The sequence below is a fragment of the Pseudoalteromonas sp. SW0106-04 genome, assembly GCF_001293805.1.
Classification (GTDB): domain Bacteria; phylum Pseudomonadota; class Gammaproteobacteria; order Enterobacterales; family Alteromonadaceae; genus Pseudoalteromonas; species Pseudoalteromonas ruthenica.
Window position 1 is genome coordinate 105,568 of record NZ_BCAI01000013.1, and the last position, 16,187, is coordinate 121,754.

Sequence of the window (16,187 nt, forward strand, 5' to 3'; positions counted from 1 at the left end):
ATCAGTCTAAGTTGCAGACACCATAAATAGTTTGATATCTGCCCGGTACATCTTTAAATTCAAAGTCGTATATTTTTTCTTCACGCCCTATATCGCAGTGCAAATCTTTAAGTTTGGCGGCAACAATGTCATTTCCTTCAACTTGACCAATCAACGTGCCCCAGAGCGTGTATTTCTTATCGTCAACAATGACATAAATTGCTTGCGCGATGCCTTCGTTGTCGAACATATTGCCCGGCTTTGACGATTCAATATTCTTTTCTTCAAAGTGAAAACGGCCCTGCTCGTCAGTGGTCACACTGTCACTGTAAACGTCGCCATAACTAATATCACGGTGAATGGTCATGTGCGCCAGCGCGTCGCCGTTGTGTTGCACTTGGCCATACACTTCGGGTGATAACTGTACGGTGTGTTTTTTAAAAATTCCGAACATAGCGAATACCTTTATAGAAAGTACTAACAGTGATATACCAACGAGTACAGTGGCAGAGAGCTTAAGCTGTCGGTACCACGACCCAGATTCAACATTGGAATTATCTATCAAAGCGAAGCTCCACATAGTGAAGCGCAACGAGGAAGGGGAACATACCTATGCAGTATGGCGATTCTTCCCTGAGCGCAATTCATTCCTTGGCTAAATGCAAACAACGCATATAACCTGTTTGAGTATGTTCACATATTGTAAACAACACAGTGAGCAAAACTCAATCACTATTTGGCATAAAAAAAGGCGCTCTTATAGCGCCTTTCAATACTTTTCATACTAATGACTTATTTGGTGTAAGCCCTTGGCATCTCGCTGTCCGTGGTATAACGCTCACGTAATTTATCATGACGCGACTGAGTTGAGACCTCAGTACCGTTTATCCACACTTTGTCAATGCGTGTACTGAACTCGAACGGATCAGCACTCCAAAGTACCAAATCAGCGGGTTTACCCGGCGCAATTTGCCCTACATCTAAATTAAATGCCGAGGCAACATTACTGGTGATCGCTGCCAGTGCTCCTTGCGATGTCATGCCATATGACACGGCATTACCCGCATCAAAGCGCAATTGATACAAGTTGTGAGCACTATCTCCAGCAATGGTCAGGATCACGGTGACGCCTGCTTGCTCTAACTTAGCAGCGTTCTCTAAATGAGCGTGCATCGAGTCAAAACTACCTGGCAGGTTATCCATGGCACTGATCACCACAGGTGTATCACTGTCAGCTAGCTGCTCGGTAATCAATACCGCATCTTGCGCACCCGCAAAAACCATGTCGACATCAAAGCGTGCTTTTACTTTGAGCAGCTCTAACATATCCGATGCCCGCGACACATCGATCACTAGCGGGATCTCTTTGGCAAAGACTGCATCGAGGATTTCTACCTCTTTACCTTTGGACTTATCATCGTCTTCATCGCGTTCACTGTGCTTTTCTAGTGTATCAATCAGTGTTTGCAACGACAGCGCACGTGAGCCTTCATGTTTAGCTCCAAGCTTTACATATAAAGCCACGCCTTGGCGGGTCACACTGTCAAATTCGCCTGATAACGACACCAATGACGCCAGGCCTGCAAAAATATCATCGCCACCGTAGGGTGCAATGACATTGCTGGTAATACCGCCTTTGCGTGCATAAGGGATTAAGCTTGAACGCGGATTGAAGGCTAAGCTTGGGTCAAAAGTCATTGTCGCTTTTTTGTCACCGCCATCACGCGAGTCTGCAACAGCACTGACCTCCACAAGGCCTAAGCCGTTCAGCGAGCCAATAAAGCCCGGTGTGAGAATTTTATCCTCAGCATCAATAATGGTATCGGCGCTCACTTCACTGGGGTTCACAGCAACAATGTTACCGTTTTCTATTACCACTGTTGCGTCTTTTAATACGCCCTGCTGTGCTGCGGTATAGACCGTGGCATTGGTAATCGCCAGGCTTTCAGCGTAAGTTTGCGTGCTCATTACGAAGGCGGCGCTAATTGCTGTCAATTTAAATAAGTTCATCATACAACTCCTTAGCGTTGGCCTAACATAAAGTCACTTTGTGCTTGGTATTTTGCATCGTTACGGTCATACACTTTGGCACCGTCGATAAACACCTGCTCTGCTTTGGCATACACACTGAATGGGTTTTGATTCCAAAGTACCACATCGGCTTGCTTGCCTGCGCTTAAAGTACCCGTTTTATCTGCTACGCCCAATGATTTTGCAGCATTTGAGGTGATCCACTTAATCGCATGCGCTTCATCAATGTCGAAGCCATTATCATTGGCGCGATACATCACTTTCGCCGCTTCTTGGTTTAGGCGCTGAATTGTGGTGTCAGAGTCTGAATGCACAATAGCGCAGGAATTTTTAACCGCATCTACGATGGCAACATTCTCTTGTACCATGTCATAGGCTTCCATTTTGAATCCCCACCAATCTGGCCACAATGCGGCACAGTTGCCATTTTCAGCGAGTAAATCAGCGATTTTGTACGCCTCGATACCATGGTGGAACGTGCCTGAGTGGTAGCCAAACTCTTTACCTAAGTCGATCATCATCGCCATTTCTTCAGCTTTATAGCAATGATTGTGAATGAGAATGTCACCGTCCAATACCGCACTGAGCGTATCTAACGTAATATCACGCTCAGGCGCTTCTACGTTTTTACCCGCATCGTAATCCGCTTCATACTTCTCCCAAGCACGCTTGTACTCAGTTGCGTCAATCCACGCCTTTCGGTAACCCGCCATGTTGCCCATTCGCGTTGATGGCAACACACCTTTACTGCCATAAACGCGCTTAGGGTTCTCACCACAAGCCATTTTTAAGCCATAGGGTGCCTCAGGAAACTTCATTCCCTGCATGGTGTGCGACGGTACATTTTTTAGCGTCACGCTACGCCCACCGAATAAGTTCGCTGAGCCTGGCAAAATCTGCAAAGTGGTGATCCCGCCTTCACGGGCACGATTAAATCCAGGGTCTTGCGGCCACACTGAATGCTCTACCCACACCGCTGCGGTGTTAGGGCTGGTCATTTCATTACCATCTTGGTGTGATTCTACGGCTGGACTTGGATAAGCACCCAGGTGGGAGTGGACATCAATGATACCAGGTGTCACCCATTTGCCTTGTGCGTTGATGGTGACATCGGCTTGCACGTCCAGGTCTTCGCCTACCTGCTTAATTTGTCCATCAACCATGTACACATCGCCGGCATCGATGCGCTGACCGTCACCCGTTAATACTGTGGCATTGGTGATCAACGTCGATTGACGTGGCATAGGCTGATAAGTGCTTGGATAGGGGTTCTTTTCGATAGATATTTTTTCGCCTTGCGGACCGTCACTTTGCTGGCAACCGGCTACTGCCAGCGCCACTGCAACAGCGCTTAGGCTTGCTGTGTATTTACGCATTGTTTTCATCACTCCGTTTTTTGCGTAACTTTAACCAATCATTGCGCAAAATGCGAAAATTTAAGGTTAATGAACAGTAAACTGAGATAAAAAAGAGAGGGTTATGGGTACACGCTTGGCAAAAATGATTAAATAAAAAACAACAGTGCCGACGCCTTGAGGTGGGTTATCCTGACATCCGCAGTCACATCTGCGGTGACACAATCCCAGCGGCTAATGGGAGTGAGCCATTAAACTCGAATAAGTGTCACCCTTTTCAACAAAAAAAGTAAAAAAAAGTGTGTCCAAAGAGGGTCGCCAATACCTTGAAAAATAGTGCGCTTTGCGCCCTTCGACACACTTGACACAGATGCTTACATTCGGAGACACCTTATTCATGCTATGAACAATTATGTGGCGCATACTTACATTGCACCCGACGAATGTACTAAGGAGAATACAATGAAACGCACCGCATTATTAACCAGCGCCTTGGCCCTTGGCCTACTTTCAACTATAGCCTCTGCAGATAACTCGAAATTTGTAGCTGCCGATAACAGCGCTGGCACCGAGTTGTGTATGGCAATTACTAAAAACAGCCCACTGAAACTGCGCCGCTCTATGAAAGAGCATTACGTTAATACCTACACCATGGAAAACAAATTAGCGTGTAATGATTTAACTGTTCGCCAATTTGCTAGCCTTTACGGCTTCGATCGCAGCCTCAAAGTACTCAACATAGAGCGCTTAACTGAAACCTCTATTCGCGATTTAGCAGCCAAAAACGACACCGATTCTTTTATGGTGTACGGCTCAAAGTAATATCACCTTTGATTCCATCCCTGGAAGTAAAGCCCGCCAATGCGGGCTTTTTTTACAGCCAATAAGCGAGCGCACCGAACGCACCGCCAAAGACCCCTCCCCATACGACTAACCAGCCTAAGTGAGCGCGGATCATCGTTTGAATAATCTCTTTGACCATTGCTGGGGTTAACTCATCTAAGCGCTGGCTTACCAGTTGCTTAACCTGAGCCTGCAAATCGCTACCACCGCCTATTTGCGCAATAATTTGCTCGCGTGTTTGTTCATCTTGTAGCATTTCTGTGATGGCCTCACGCATTTTATCAGCAAACGGCTCACGCATCGGCTCAAGCGCTGCTCGGCCACCAAACATCCCTAGCATGGAGCCAAACTGTGACTGCTCTATCACCTGTACTAACTTATCAAAAGCCAGCGACATATCCAGATGGTTAATTAGTGCATCCATTTGCGGCGCTGGCATCTGCGCTGAGGCCTTTTTAAGGTTCTCAGGAGATAGAAACTGCTCTTCAATGAGCTCATGTATTCCTTGCTTAAACGCATTAAATTTAATCTGCACCACACCTGAACCGTACAATAATGGCACTTTTTCGAACAGCATATGCACAGCAAGCCAATTGGTTAGTGCGCCTGATAACGCAAATAACCCCATGCTCAACAACAATGGCTGCGCTAGGTGCCAACCGACTAATGTAACAATGAGGGCAATCAATGACGTTACACTGCTTTTATTCACGCGTTCACTCCTTCTAAAATCGCTGCACGCTATTTTAACGTGGGATTAGACTTTGCGGAAAATTTTTGCATCAATCAACAACTTTGCCATACTCATATCACCGCACTCTAAATTTGCTAACTTGCCATGTGGAACGCCGTCGCCCAAGTAATTAGTGATACCTTAGCTACTCCTTTCGAAATCACGCAAAAACAGCAATTAAGTAACTCCTCGGCCGATATGCTATTTCGTATCAGCGATGGGCAACATACATTTTTTGTTAAAGTTGCCCCGCTCAATGCGCTGGAGCGTCTTGAGTGCGAGGCGCAAAGCTTGTCGCTATTGACACAAGAGTCGTTGTTTTTGGTGCCGGATTGCTTAGCCACAGACACCACACTGGAGTTTGCTTTTAATATTATAGAGTGGCTGGATTTTAGTGACCCTACCCCTCCCAACTGGGCAAAAATGGGTGAATATCTGGCGATGATGCATCAAAAGCACGAACAGGCCATGTTTGGCAATGAACAAGACAATTTCATTGGCGTTACTGCGCAGCCCAACCGATGGCACAAAAAGTGGGATGTATTCTTTAGTGAAGAACGTATCGGCTGGCAAATGCAGTTACTGGCGGAAAAAGGGTTTCACTTTTGTGATATCGATACGTTAGTGGATTGTGTTAAAGCGCGCTTACACAGCCACAACGTGCAACCGTCATTATTACATGGGGATCTGTGGCGTGGTAATGTCGGCTTTGTTAACTCCGTCCCATGTCTATACGATCCAGCCTGTTATTACGGTGATAGAGAAGCGGATATTGCCATGACACGGTTATTTGGCCCTTTCCCAGACGCCTTCTATACCGCTTATAACGCACACTACCCGTTGGCGCACGATCACCGCTCCCGCGAAGGAATATACAACCTCTATCACCTGCTCAATCATGCCAATATCTTTGCCGGTCATTATTTGACGCAGGCACGTGACAGTATCGAAACCATTATTCATCAACAAAACGGGGGCGATTAGTAGCGCAGTTACGCCTTTTCACTGCGTCAAATTAGTCGGAATTCGTAGCAAAAACACACTATACTCAAAGTATGTCATCAGACTGTCATACGAGGCGGCTATGAAAGACTACAGCCTACAGCGCATTCGCTGTCCCCATTGCGGCAATCATATTTTTGTCGATGTCGATACATCTTCAGGGGATCAAGACTACTACGAGGATTGCTCAGCCTGCTGTAACCCTATTCACCTTAATATGCACATCGACTACGCCTTAAACAAAGTGCAGTTAAGGGTCGACGCCGACGACGAGCAAATTTTTTAACCTTTGTTTTGTTAGGGTTTGTGTTGCTGCAGGTAACGCTGCACCGTATTAACTATGGTGTAGGTCTGCTGGTCTACCTCAATATTGAATACACTGCCAGTGACTGCCTCGCCAATATTGGTAATGCTTAAGGTTTCAGGAATCAGATGCAGCCAAAAGCCCTGTTCACTGAGCTCGCCCACGGTAAGGCTTGCGCCATTAACGCACACAAACCCTTTATATAAGACATAGTCGCGCCACTTCTGATCCAAGGATAAATGCAAGCGGCAGTTATCTTCACTGTCTATACGCTCAAGTACCTCACTGGTCGTGTGAATGTGCCCAGAGACAATGTGCCCGCCTAACTCAGTGCCAAAGGTGACTGACCGTTCAAAATTAACTGCGTGGCCTGGTCGCAACTGGCCTAAGTTGGTGAGAGCCAAAGTTTCACCAATTACATCGAAATGCACTTGGCCGACAACATCACCGGCGGGGCTTTCTACTTTTACAACAGTAAGACAACAGCCGTTGACGGCAATACTGGCCCCTAAGTCTAGATGCCGTAAGTAATTTTTATTCACAGAAAGTACTAACCGCAGAACCGCGTCTTCGAGCTTTGCAGCAACGACATGAGCTTGGCACTGCACTATTCCGGTAAACATCGCTATTCCTTTTTTTCATATCACACACAGGATACACTTACCTTTTATCTTATCTGATGTTTTCTCTCTTATGAAGTTTTGTACATGGGAGGCTGGGCGTTTGTTGCGTTTGGCCGCACCGGTGTTTTTTGCACAAGTTACTTTGGTATTAATGTCGGTCGTCGACACCATTATGGCTGGCCAAGTAAGTGCCGTTGACCTAGCCGCTCTTTCAATTGCGACCGGATTGTGGAACCCAATGGTACTGGCACTGTTAGGCGTTTTATTGGCACTCACTTCGTTAGTTGCGCATAGCTTTGGGGCAAATGACGAGCCGGCCATTCGTGGTCATTTTCAGCAAGGCTGTTACTTAGCCGTGTTGCTCTGTTTAGCCGGCGTCGCGATTGCGCAATTGGCTCCGGTGCTCATTGCACAACTCGATACTCAAGCCAGCGTAAAAGTACTGGCTCAAGATTATATCGACTATATCCAATGGGGCCTGCCTGGGTTCTTTGTTTACTCGCTGTTTCGCAATGTGGCTGAGGGGAAGGCCTACACCGCACCTGCATTTTATATTTCAATTATCGGTTTGCTGGTGAATATTCCCGCCAATTATATATTTATACACGGCCATTTCGGCGCACCTGCGCTCGGAGGTGCTGGCTGTGGTGTCGCAACGGCCCTTGTCTTTGCGGCCATGGGCAGTGCTCAGTTTATTTATAGTTTAATAAGTAAACGCATCGATGGACCGGGTTTGTTTCGTCATTTTGCCAAGCCTGACGGCAGTGCCATATGGGCAATGTTTAAGCTCGGCGTGCCGCTGTCGTTAGCGACCTTTTTTGAGGTGACGTTATTTGCTTGTATTCCTTTATTTATTGCCTCGCTGGGGGCCATCGCCGTCGCCGGTCATCAGGTCGCCGCTTCGGTCACTACCTTATTATTTATGCTGCCGATGAGCCTATCGATGGCGGTGGCCATTCGCTTTGGCAATCTATACGGACAGCAGGACTTTGTTGCACTTAAACGCTGCATGAGTACGAGCTTTGTGTTGTCTATCGCCATCGCGGCATTAGTTGCCTTAGTGACTTATCTGCTACGTTTTGATATCAGCGCCATATACAGTGATAACCCCGAGGTAATAGCACTTGCCGCAAGCATTATGGTGCTCGCCTGTTTTTATCAACTACCGGACGCACTGCAAGTGGTTAGCAGCGGTATGCTCAGAGGGATCAAGCATACCAGCCCAATTTCATACATTACCTTCATCTCTTACTGGCTGATCGGCTTTGCTCTAGGCTACGTACTAGGTCGTACTGATTACATCGTGTCAGCGATGGGACCGCAAGGGTTCTGGTTAGGGATCATTGTCGGCTTATCTTGCGCTGCGGTACTGCTTATTTGGACACTCAGGAGGCGACTTGCTCAGGCTCCTTTTAATTTTTAGTTTGGTTGTGCTCGCTGGCTGCGCCGAGGGGCCCGAGCAGGTCCACGAAGAATATCGTGCGCGGCTCGCTAAATTTTTACCCGTTAATGAAGCACATACCCTAGCCGTTGAACGCTTGCCCGAGTTTAGCGCACAGCCTCTGGACAGCGGCGTACGCATGGGCATTTTGGAGCTTGGCCAACTGGGCCATTGCCAACTTGCCACTGACATTGCCGGGCGCAACAATCAACTGGGTAAAGTTGCTACGGCGAGTGAACGTTTTAAGTATCACCTGCGTTTTTTACAACAAGTGGATGCCTGCCTAAATCACCCCGATAGCGAGGCATTAAGCCCATCGCTTATCGCTGCTCTTGAGCGGGAAAAACAATTTAAAACACGCACTCTGGGCCAAGCTTTTAATAACTTGCTGGCCCAAGAAAAAGAGCTTAAACATCTGTTTACCTTCTCGCGCAACGCGCTCGATTTTGACGAGCAAGCGGGTCGCGTAAATAGCCAAAGTGCGCTGACCCAACTTGCCAATATTGCCGATAACCTTGCCCAGCACAATGTTGAAGATGTTGATACCGAGCAACTGACGCATGCGCTCGAGCAGCTAAACCGCAGTGATTACACAGCCAAGTTACTGCGCGCAACGCGCGAGCAAATTGCCCTAAACAATGCCCTAAGCGCTGAGCTTGAGCGCATCAAGTTACCTGGGGATATTTGCGCTGCCCATAAAAACAACCGTAACAGCATGATAGTCCATAATATCTTTAACAAGTTCTACATTGGCCAACTGCAAGGTTTTCAAAGCCACCTCGCCGGCAGGTTACAGCAATTACAGCCTCTTTTTAGCCGCATACTGCAATTTCAGCCAGATGAAAGCCATATCAAGGCACAGTTGCTAGGCACTCATGGCGAGCCGAGCTTGCTTGCGGAGCTTAAAACATCGAGCCGCCGCCATGTAACCTGGTGGCAAGCGTTTTACAAACACTGCGATTTAACACCAGGTGAGTAAAATAACAGCAAACAAACAATAATTCCTTGAAAGTTGCTTGATTAGCTTCGTCTCTCGCTATATATTACACCGCGTTGTCAACGCCGTAACGTTTTGCCTTGATAACAAAAATTGTACGACCGTAGCTCAGTTGGTTAGAGCACTACCTTGACATGGTAGGGGTCGGTGGTTCGAATCCACTCGGTCGTACCAATTCTCAAATATACATCTCGTATACTGTACGACCGTAGCTCAGTTGGTTAGAGCACTACCTTGACATGGTAGGGGTCGGTGGTTCGAATCCACTCGGTCGTACCAATTTATTTTTCAGCCTTTATTAATAGATTCAGAAAAATTTATTTCTGATATTGCATATTCCAGTGCCTATACACAGTAACACGAATAGAGATTATGCCTGTAGGTGAATTTGCCAATAGCCCACATCCAGCCATTGCTCAAATTTGTACCCCACTTTTTCAAAATGCGCGACTTTATGCATGCCTAACGCTTGATGCAAAGCAATACTCGGGGGGTTAGGTAACGTAATGCCACCGATAGCGGTATGCACACCCTTCGTGGTGAGTGTCTCGAGCAGTGCGCTATAGAGCTGGCGCCCTATTCCTTGGCCCTGATGTGGATGCGCCACATACACGCTCGTCTCGACAGCAAAACGATAGGCGCTGCGCTCTTTCCATTTACTCGCATAGGCGTACCCTTTGAGTTCACCGTCTTGTACATATACCAGCCAGGGTAAGTTCACCGCTTTAATGCTTGCTATCCGCTGACTCATAAGCTGAGTATCAACAAGTGACTCTTCAAAAGTAAAGGTGGTGTGGCGAATATAATAGTTATATAGCTCGGCGATGGCCTTAGCATCTTCAGACGTGACGTGTCGTAACAAAAGTACCTCGAAAGAAGTAAAGGAGCCCGAAGGCTCCCATAAAAGTAGGCTTACAGCTTAAACTGATTCACTGTGGCATTTAAAGAGCTCGCCAAGGCGTTTAAGTCTTTCGCCTCATTCGCTAAGGTGTCGGCATGGTGCGCGGTATTATTAACAAGGTCGTTAATAGCACTCAAACTGGTGTTAATATCCTCAGCGACAATACTTTGCTCTTCAGTGCTGGTGGCTATTTGGTGACTCTGATCAAGCACATGCGCCACCGACTCCCCTATTTGCTCTAATGACTGCAATACGGCTTGGGTTTGTGTGACTGAGCCCTGAGCCCGCTCTTGGCCCTGCGCCATCATATTTGAGGCCTTATCAGCAATGCTTTGCAGTTTATCAATCATAGTGCGAATATCGTCGGTCGACTCTTGTGTGCGACTCGCAAGCGATCGCACCTCATCCGCCACCACGGCAAAACCGCGCCCTTGCTCGCCAGCTCGTGCGGCTTCAATTGCAGCATTGAGCGCCAGCAGATTAGTTTGTTCGGCAATGCCGTTAATCACATCGATCACCGCACCAATATTATTGGTTTCTTGCGCCAGGCCAGTAACCACTTGTGCGGCCTCGCCAATATGTTCAGCGAGCTCATGCATCACCTGCTGCGACTGATTTGATTGCGAACGCCCTTGCTCACTAACCTGTTGCACCGATGCAGCGGCATCATTAGTTTGATTGGCGTTACGCGAGATTTCATTGACTGTAGTGGCCATTTCGGTCACCGCCGCGCTGACACTGTCGACTTGTTGCTTCTCTTTTTGGATTTCACTGTTGGTTTGCCCAGAGACTTGTTGCAATTGGCTGGCAGCGGCACTTAATTGCTCTGCCTGCGCAGCAGTGTTCAGCATCATCGCCCGCAGCTTATCGATAAAGGTATTCATGTGATGGGCAAGCTGGCCCACTTCATCTTTACTCGAGATATCAATACGCCGCGTTAAGTCGCCCTCACCGGAGGCAATATCACGCATAATATGGGTTAAGGTGGTGATAGGCTTGGCAACTAAATGAGTCACCCAGAAAATCATCGCGACAATAATGGCAAGAATCACCACCACGGCGATGGACGCCGACATCACCGCATCATTAACGGGCTCTTCAATTAAGCTTACCGGAATAAGCACCCCTAAGTGCCAATCGATCGCCGGCTTATCGAGCTTTAGGCTATTGAATAAAGCATAAAACTCTTGGCCTTTAAGGGTCACCTTAACAATGCCACTGTCGTTGTTGGCTATCGCGCTATTAAGCGTATCAAACCCTTGAGTTTGCTTGAATTGTTGCTCAAGAGCACTCAAGTTATCTTTACCTTCACCAGTATCTGTTATCGACAATGAATGCCCTGTACGCTGCGATAAATGCACCACATTTAAATCACTGTCGAGCAAAAAGCCAAACCCCTCACCTTGAAAGGTAATGTCTTCGACAATATCGCGAATAGCATTAATTTGTAGGTCAACCCCACCTACACCAACCAGCTCTTTGGCGTCATTGTAAACCGGCTGCTGCACCACAGCGGATGCGTCTCCCGTGTTGATGTCGACAGAGATAGCGCCAACATAAAGTTGGCCTTTATTCAGCGCATCTTGCCACCAGGGCCGCTTATACGCATAGTAAGGGCGACCATCGCCATACGCTGAGGTACGCTCATTTTCTTTGAAGTATTCACCAGTGTGAGCCGAGGCAAAAAACGCAGACAAAATATTACTGTCGCGGCTGCTAATACGGATAAAATTATCATTCAGTAGTGGATAATCAGGTAAAGAGGATAACGCCACACCACGCTCACGGTAGTTATCGAAAAAGTCGACCATATGCGGGCTGGTCACATAGGTTTCAACTACCTTGCCGTATTGCGCAAAAAACGACTGCATCGACAAACGCTCAGCATCTAAGTAATTTTGTACTTCGCGCTCAACACTATTTCGAGATAAAGACGCGATATGGTTAATGAAGAACACGGCCACGGCAACCATTAAAACGCTCAAGGTGCCACCGATCAGCAATAAAATCTTCTGACGTAAGGAGAGGTTGTTTAACATAAGAATAATTATTATTTTGTTAAGCTAAGCTTCTATAAAAACACATCCTTACGCCCTTGACTACGTTATCATGACCAAAAAGTGAATAACTGCACAATATTTAACCAACCTTAATAGTGCTACCGCCGCACCGTTTAGCCCCCTGCCTTTGCCAAGGCTAGGATTGTACACCTACTGTGATAAATTAAGCTGCCACGACACACCATACCGGTCATTGAGCCAACCAAACCTATGGCTAAAGGCGTAGTTATCCAAAGGCATTAGCTCTGTGCCGCCCTCGGCTAAGGTGCGAAAGATGCTCTCTATTTCGCTCAATAATTGGCACTCTAAGTACAATGAGATGGCTGGGGTAAAACTAAATGAGTGGTTAAGGTGGCTGTCGAGGGCTATAAACTCTCTGCCATTAATATGAAACTTCGCCCTTTTCACACTCCCCTCGGGTTCATGCTCATCTGCGGTGTAATACTGAATATCGATGATCTCAGCATCGCAGAACAACGAGGTATAGAACTTAATCGCCTCCTCGCACTTGCCCGCCTGATCACCAACAAATATCAGTGAAGTTAAAATGGATTTCATCTCTGCCTCCGTTCTATCCGATGATACTGGACGCCTTATTTGCAGGCCTAACCAAGCCTATTGCCGCCAAGCGGCTTTATTTTCGTTTACTGCGCAAGTAGGTGAGAAAAACCAATCGGCCTAATTTAGGCTTTATCATTCCCTGGTTAAACGAGGTAGCTAAGTGGAGCGCCTCTAGGATGAGCCGTCGCACTTGGGATATGAATACTACTGCGTAGGTTCTTTTGGTTGCATTAAATTCATAATGGCAAGGTATATCCAGCCGCCAACCCAAGTAAACCCTAAAACAAAAGTAACCACGGCACTGGTTAACCGCGAACGATTTTGCTTTGCTGCTAACCTAATGGCCAAAATGGCTGGTGCGACCGCTGTTAACAGAAGAACATAAACCAATACATCACCACCGATGCTCATATAATTCCCTTATATTTATAATGATTACCCTAACCAATAGGCCCTGTAACGCCGAGCTAGGGATGGACAACTTTGTTCCTATATTAAAACATTGCGCTGTAAACACCAAATCCAACCCTAAACCAACAATAGTTTAGAGTGCCAACCACTATTAGATGAGGTATTATGCCGGCGTTGAAAGTATCGGGCTTATTGATGCACTGAACCTCTTACTATCTTTTTTATATCTCAATCAACCAATCCATGTAAATCAAGAAAAGGAAAGATGTATGTATTTATGGAGAACTAATCAGTTAATAGCAGATTTCAAAAATAACAATGTTAGTCAAAAAGAAACCATGAAATACCTGCTAACTGTCTCACTATTTATGTTGCTAGGCTCATTTTTTATGGAACTATTTCCAAGCGACGAATTATCAGATAAAGAAACCATGTACCTCTATATACAGTACTTAATGATAGCTCTTATAACTATCCTAGGAATTTATTTCTGCTATGAAAAAAACCAAAAAATAGATTCTAAAAATTTCATAGAGCGCTTTATTTGCTTTTCTTTACCTGTGGCTATTAAGTCATTTTTCATAATTACTTTGTTTTTCATTGGGATGGCAGTTTTTCGTGAAATGATTAAAGCTGGTGGAGCCGACCTGTATTTAAACGACCCTAAAAACATACTAAAATATACAATATTTTATGAGCTGTTTTTTTACTTTGGAATCTATAAAGCTATCGGAAAGCTTCATAAGAATGAATCTACGCCACAACTCACATAAAATATAACAAATTGCTCAAGTTCGTAAACTCACTGGGACAATTAACGGCTGGCTTCGCGCAATTTTAGCCAACTGTTAATTGCTCCTTAGCAAGGCGTTAACGCAGCACTAAATGGTCAATACAAATTGAATATCCATTATTATGACCCGAGCCTTGCTGTGCAAACTAAGGCCCAAAATAAAAGGAAAATTTATTAGTTGGCTAAACTTGTGCAGCGAAGCGAAACCAAACCAACCGTTAGCAGTCCCGCACTTAATTGGCTTGTTATATGCTTTATTCAAATATCTCATGTTGTGCCATTTCTTCACTCCACGGCACATAAAGCGGAAATTCTAGATCCTTTTGCTCAGCTAAAACAACTTTTGCTACTGCGCAATCAGCGCGTGCTCTAGTTATAGATTCGCTGGGCGCTGATCCCCAGCTCTTCGGCGACGGATTTGTTGGTATTTCCAGGTTGTTCCGCCCTGCGAACCGCTTCGCGACAAAACTCTTCGGTATAGGCCTGGGTTCTTTTCTTTTTGGTCAAAGGACACCTCTTTTCTAACTATAGAAGGTGTCTACTTTTTTTGGGTAAGTCCTACAGCTAACGCCCAACTTTGGGGCACAGACACATGGGCTAAAATACGGCGCGAAGCGACAGGAGCCCATGTGTTTGTGTCCCAGCGAACGCAGTGAGTGCCAACAGTTGTTTGTTATGCACTACTCAAGACATTCTGGGTGTTCCATTAGATATTCCAGTGCCCAAGGCTGGATGTTAAAGGGAAAAACATCGTAATGATCAGCTATGTTTGACGCTCTGTATACAACCATTGCTGAGACCAACCCATTGACCATGCCGTTAGAAACGGAAGCATGTTGAGTTCTTGTGTTATGTGCCAAGTAATAAGAAAGAAAGGCTTTTTCGTCTTCGCTTAATTGGTGCAGACGCTTCTGATACTTTTTGAGGTTAATACGCCATTTGAGCTTTTTAATAACCCACTTACTTGCGGGTGCCACGATATCGGCAACAATTATAGCAATAGATATTAGCCAAATAACTCCCACCCAAGTCTTCAGTGTCTCTCTTGCTTCTTGTAGACCTAAATCGTTTAATAATTCATTACTACCGAAAAGGAATATCGAAGACACTACTAATAGGATAAAAGCATGTTTTGTATTGAGCTTTAGCCAATTTGATATGTCACTGAACTGCAAAAAAACCTCCTTGTGCATAACGCCCGCAACACCGGGCAATTTGAAGCGCAGCGGAAAATTGATCCGCGTGCTTGCGCTTGTTAAGCCTCATTTACCAACAAGCTCTTTAATACTTTTAACGACCAAATCACGATCCGCGATATGAAGATGATGCTTTTCTGATTCAGAATAGATCACACGGCTATTCGTAGATAAACCTTTAAAGTAATTTTCCGCTTCGGAGTAAAGCTCATCCATTGATTTGGCTATGTCATCAGGAACGAAAGGCGGATCGTATCGCTCTCCCGTTAACTTGGAGCGCACAACGATAATAGGCTTGGTACCAAAATCATCTGCGTTAGCCAGTAATGCGTAGCTTTTCATATGATCTACATTTTCAGGGACTCTCTCAAACATAGGATTATGAACACTTTGCTCAAACTGATAAAAGCGTTCTAAGTCCTGATTGTCTGTTTGATAGTTTTCTGGCCACCTTGTCCCCATAGTGTAAAAGTAACCCAACGGGGGCGGATCAATCAGTACGGCTCCCATAACTTCTTGTGGGTAGAGGTTGTTATACGCAGTGATGATATAAGATGCATATGAGCCACCTGCAAAATAAAATGGCCCTTTGATATTGGCATTTTGAAGCAAACTTCTGAGTCTGCTTGCCATGTCATTGACCGTAAAAGGAACGCTACCCTTTTCGCTCTTACCCAACCCTGCACGATCATACAAACAGATGCTGAAATCATTTTTCAATCTCTTTATATTTTCTAACCAAACCCCATCCGAGCCATAACGCCCGAAACCCTGCTCCAGTATTAGTTGTGGCTTGTCGTTTTCGTAACACTCAAGATATAGCTTAAATTCACCAACATCATATAACCCAGATTTTGTCGGCTTTAAGTCTGGCTCCGCAGCTAGTGCGCAAAAACCAATAAAAATTGAAAATAACTTTATGATTGTTTTCATATCGACTCCATTCTCTCGATGAGG

General features: G+C 45.8%; 18 protein-coding genes and 2 tRNA genes. 8 read left to right on the forward strand and 12 right to left on the reverse strand.

The window, feature by feature from the left end:
* Position 1: 1 nt before the first annotated feature.
* The 3 genes from W04_RS14700 to W04_RS14710 all read right to left on the reverse strand — a co-directional run bounded on the left by W04_RS14700 (position 2) and on the right by W04_RS14710 (position 3,386).
* Positions 2-433, reverse strand: coding sequence for a DUF6795 domain-containing protein (locus tag W04_RS14700; RefSeq protein ID WP_053911360.1), 432 nt, complete (start codon positions 431-433; stop codon positions 2-4).
* 338 nt (positions 434-771) lie between these two features.
* Positions 772-1,992, reverse strand: a complete 1,221-nt coding sequence (locus tag W04_RS14705; RefSeq protein ID WP_053911361.1) for an amidohydrolase family protein — start codon at positions 1,990-1,992, stop codon at positions 772-774.
* Positions 1,993-2,000: 8 nt separating this feature from the next.
* Complete coding sequence (locus W04_RS14710) at positions 2,001-3,386, reverse strand: amidohydrolase (RefSeq protein ID WP_053911377.1); 1,386 nt, start codon at positions 3,384-3,386, stop codon at positions 2,001-2,003.
* A gap of 441 nt (positions 3,387-3,827) precedes the next feature.
* Between W04_RS14710 and W04_RS14715 the strand changes: the two genes are divergently transcribed.
* Positions 3,828-4,187 carry a DUF3718 domain-containing protein gene (locus W04_RS14715; protein ID WP_053911362.1) on the forward strand — a complete coding sequence of 120 codons (360 nt, stop codon included), beginning with the start codon at positions 3,828-3,830 and terminating at the stop codon, positions 4,185-4,187.
* A 52-nt stretch (positions 4,188-4,239) separates the two neighbouring features.
* On the opposite strand, the gene W04_RS14720 is transcribed toward W04_RS14715, so the two are convergent.
* The gene (locus tag W04_RS14720; protein WP_053911363.1) at positions 4,240-4,920 is read right to left on the reverse strand and encodes a hypothetical protein; all 681 of its coding nucleotides are present in this window, start codon (positions 4,918-4,920) and stop codon (positions 4,240-4,242) included.
* A 126-nt stretch (positions 4,921-5,046) separates the two neighbouring features.
* On the opposite strand from W04_RS14720, the gene W04_RS14725 reads away from it, so the two are divergent.
* On the forward strand, positions 5,047-5,925 hold the full coding sequence (locus W04_RS14725) for a fructosamine kinase family protein (RefSeq protein ID WP_053911364.1): 879 nt from the start codon (positions 5,047-5,049) through the stop codon (positions 5,923-5,925).
* A 100-nt stretch (positions 5,926-6,025) separates the two neighbouring features.
* A complete protein-coding gene (locus tag W04_RS14730; protein ID WP_022943991.1) occupies positions 6,026-6,229 on the forward strand; it encodes a CPXCG motif-containing cysteine-rich protein in 204 nt (67 codons plus the stop codon).
* Positions 6,230-6,240: 11 nt separating this feature from the next.
* On the opposite strand, the gene W04_RS14735 is transcribed toward W04_RS14730, so the two are convergent.
* Complete coding sequence (locus W04_RS14735; RefSeq protein WP_053911365.1) at positions 6,241-6,870, reverse strand: riboflavin synthase; 630 nt, start codon at positions 6,868-6,870, stop codon at positions 6,241-6,243.
* A gap of 70 nt (positions 6,871-6,940) precedes the next feature.
* Between W04_RS14735 and W04_RS14740 the strand changes: the two genes are divergently transcribed.
* From W04_RS14740 to W04_RS14755, 4 genes are all read left to right on the forward strand, one after another.
* The gene (locus W04_RS14740; RefSeq protein ID WP_053911366.1) at positions 6,941-8,293 is read left to right on the forward strand and encodes an MATE family efflux transporter; all 1,353 of its coding nucleotides are present in this window, start codon (positions 6,941-6,943) and stop codon (positions 8,291-8,293) included.
* Entirely contained in the window at positions 8,268-9,290 is a 1,023-nt protein-coding gene (locus W04_RS14745; protein ID WP_197275973.1) for a DUF3080 family protein, read from the forward strand. The genes W04_RS14740 and W04_RS14745 overlap by 26 nt, the downstream gene beginning before the upstream one ends.
* A 115-nt stretch (positions 9,291-9,405) precedes the next feature.
* Positions 9,406-9,482 (forward strand) — tRNA-Val (locus W04_RS14750).
* Between the two features lie 28 nt (positions 9,483-9,510).
* A tRNA-Val gene (locus W04_RS14755) sits at positions 9,511-9,587 on the forward strand.
* Between the two features lie 91 nt (positions 9,588-9,678).
* Here W04_RS14755 and W04_RS14760 read toward each other — a convergent pair.
* The 4 genes from W04_RS14760 to W04_RS14775 all read right to left on the reverse strand — a co-directional run bounded on the left by W04_RS14760 (position 9,679) and on the right by W04_RS14775 (position 13,241).
* The gene (locus W04_RS14760) at positions 9,679-10,170 is read right to left on the reverse strand and encodes an arsinothricin resistance N-acetyltransferase ArsN1 family B (RefSeq protein WP_053911368.1); all 492 of its coding nucleotides are present in this window, start codon (positions 10,168-10,170) and stop codon (positions 9,679-9,681) included.
* A 50-nt stretch (positions 10,171-10,220) separates the two neighbouring features.
* Complete coding sequence (locus tag W04_RS14765) at positions 10,221-12,248, reverse strand: methyl-accepting chemotaxis protein (protein ID WP_053911369.1); 2,028 nt, start codon at positions 12,246-12,248, stop codon at positions 10,221-10,223.
* 171 nt (positions 12,249-12,419) lie between these two features.
* The gene (locus W04_RS14770) at positions 12,420-12,827 is read right to left on the reverse strand and encodes a VOC family protein (RefSeq protein ID WP_053911370.1); all 408 of its coding nucleotides are present in this window, start codon (positions 12,825-12,827) and stop codon (positions 12,420-12,422) included.
* Positions 12,828-13,034: 207 nt separating this feature from the next.
* On the reverse strand, positions 13,035-13,241 hold the full coding sequence (locus tag W04_RS14775; RefSeq protein ID WP_022944005.1) for a hypothetical protein: 207 nt from the start codon (positions 13,239-13,241) through the stop codon (positions 13,035-13,037).
* A gap of 269 nt (positions 13,242-13,510) precedes the next feature.
* Between W04_RS14775 and W04_RS14780 the strand changes: the two genes are divergently transcribed.
* The gene (locus W04_RS14780; protein WP_053911371.1) at positions 13,511-14,014 is read left to right on the forward strand and encodes a hypothetical protein; all 504 of its coding nucleotides are present in this window, start codon (positions 13,511-13,513) and stop codon (positions 14,012-14,014) included.
* A gap of 389 nt (positions 14,015-14,403) precedes the next feature.
* Here the strand turns inward: W04_RS14780 and W04_RS19250 are convergent, their stop codons facing one another.
* From W04_RS19250 to W04_RS14800, 3 genes are all read right to left on the reverse strand, one after another.
* Entirely contained in the window at positions 14,404-14,541 is a 138-nt protein-coding gene (locus W04_RS19250) for a transposase (RefSeq protein WP_082342256.1), read from the reverse strand.
* Between the two features lie 173 nt (positions 14,542-14,714).
* Positions 14,715-15,209, reverse strand: coding sequence for a super-infection exclusion protein B (locus W04_RS14795; RefSeq protein ID WP_197275974.1), 495 nt, complete (start codon positions 15,207-15,209; stop codon positions 14,715-14,717).
* An 87-nt stretch (positions 15,210-15,296) separates the two neighbouring features.
* The coding region (locus tag W04_RS14800) for an alpha/beta fold hydrolase (protein WP_306341154.1) at positions 15,297-16,187 on the reverse strand (891 nt) is incomplete at its 5' end.

Excerpts from the sequence above, each read along its gene's own strand:
- W04_RS14775 (WP_022944005.1), bottom strand. The coding sequence starts at position 13,241 with ATGAGCATCGGTGGTGATGTATTGGTTTATGTTCTTCTGTTAACAGCG.
- W04_RS14705 (WP_053911361.1), bottom strand. The coding sequence starts at position 1,992 with ATGATGAACTTATTTAAATTGACAGCAATTAGCGCCGCCTTCGTAATG.
- W04_RS14715 (WP_053911362.1), top strand. The coding sequence starts at position 3,828 with ATGAAACGCACCGCATTATTAACCAGCGCCTTGGCCCTTGGCCTACTT.
- W04_RS14740 (WP_053911366.1), top strand. The coding sequence starts at position 6,941 with ATGAAGTTTTGTACATGGGAGGCTGGGCGTTTGTTGCGTTTGGCCGCA.
- W04_RS14735 (WP_053911365.1), bottom strand. The coding sequence starts at position 6,870 with ATGTTTACCGGAATAGTGCAGTGCCAAGCTCATGTCGTTGCTGCAAAG.
- W04_RS14780 (WP_053911371.1), top strand. The coding sequence starts at position 13,511 with ATGTATTTATGGAGAACTAATCAGTTAATAGCAGATTTCAAAAATAAC.
- W04_RS14730 (WP_022943991.1), top strand. The coding sequence starts at position 6,026 with ATGAAAGACTACAGCCTACAGCGCATTCGCTGTCCCCATTGCGGCAAT.
- W04_RS14710 (WP_053911377.1), bottom strand. The coding sequence starts at position 3,386 with ATGCGTAAATACACAGCAAGCCTAAGCGCTGTTGCAGTGGCGCTGGCA.
- W04_RS14770 (WP_053911370.1), bottom strand. The coding sequence starts at position 12,827 with ATGAAATCCATTTTAACTTCACTGATATTTGTTGGTGATCAGGCGGGC.
- W04_RS14765 (WP_053911369.1), bottom strand. The coding sequence starts at position 12,248 with ATGTTAAACAACCTCTCCTTACGTCAGAAGATTTTATTGCTGATCGGT.
- W04_RS14700 (WP_053911360.1), bottom strand. The coding sequence starts at position 433 with ATGTTCGGAATTTTTAAAAAACACACCGTACAGTTATCACCCGAAGTG.
- W04_RS14725 (WP_053911364.1), top strand. The coding sequence starts at position 5,047 with ATGTGGAACGCCGTCGCCCAAGTAATTAGTGATACCTTAGCTACTCCT.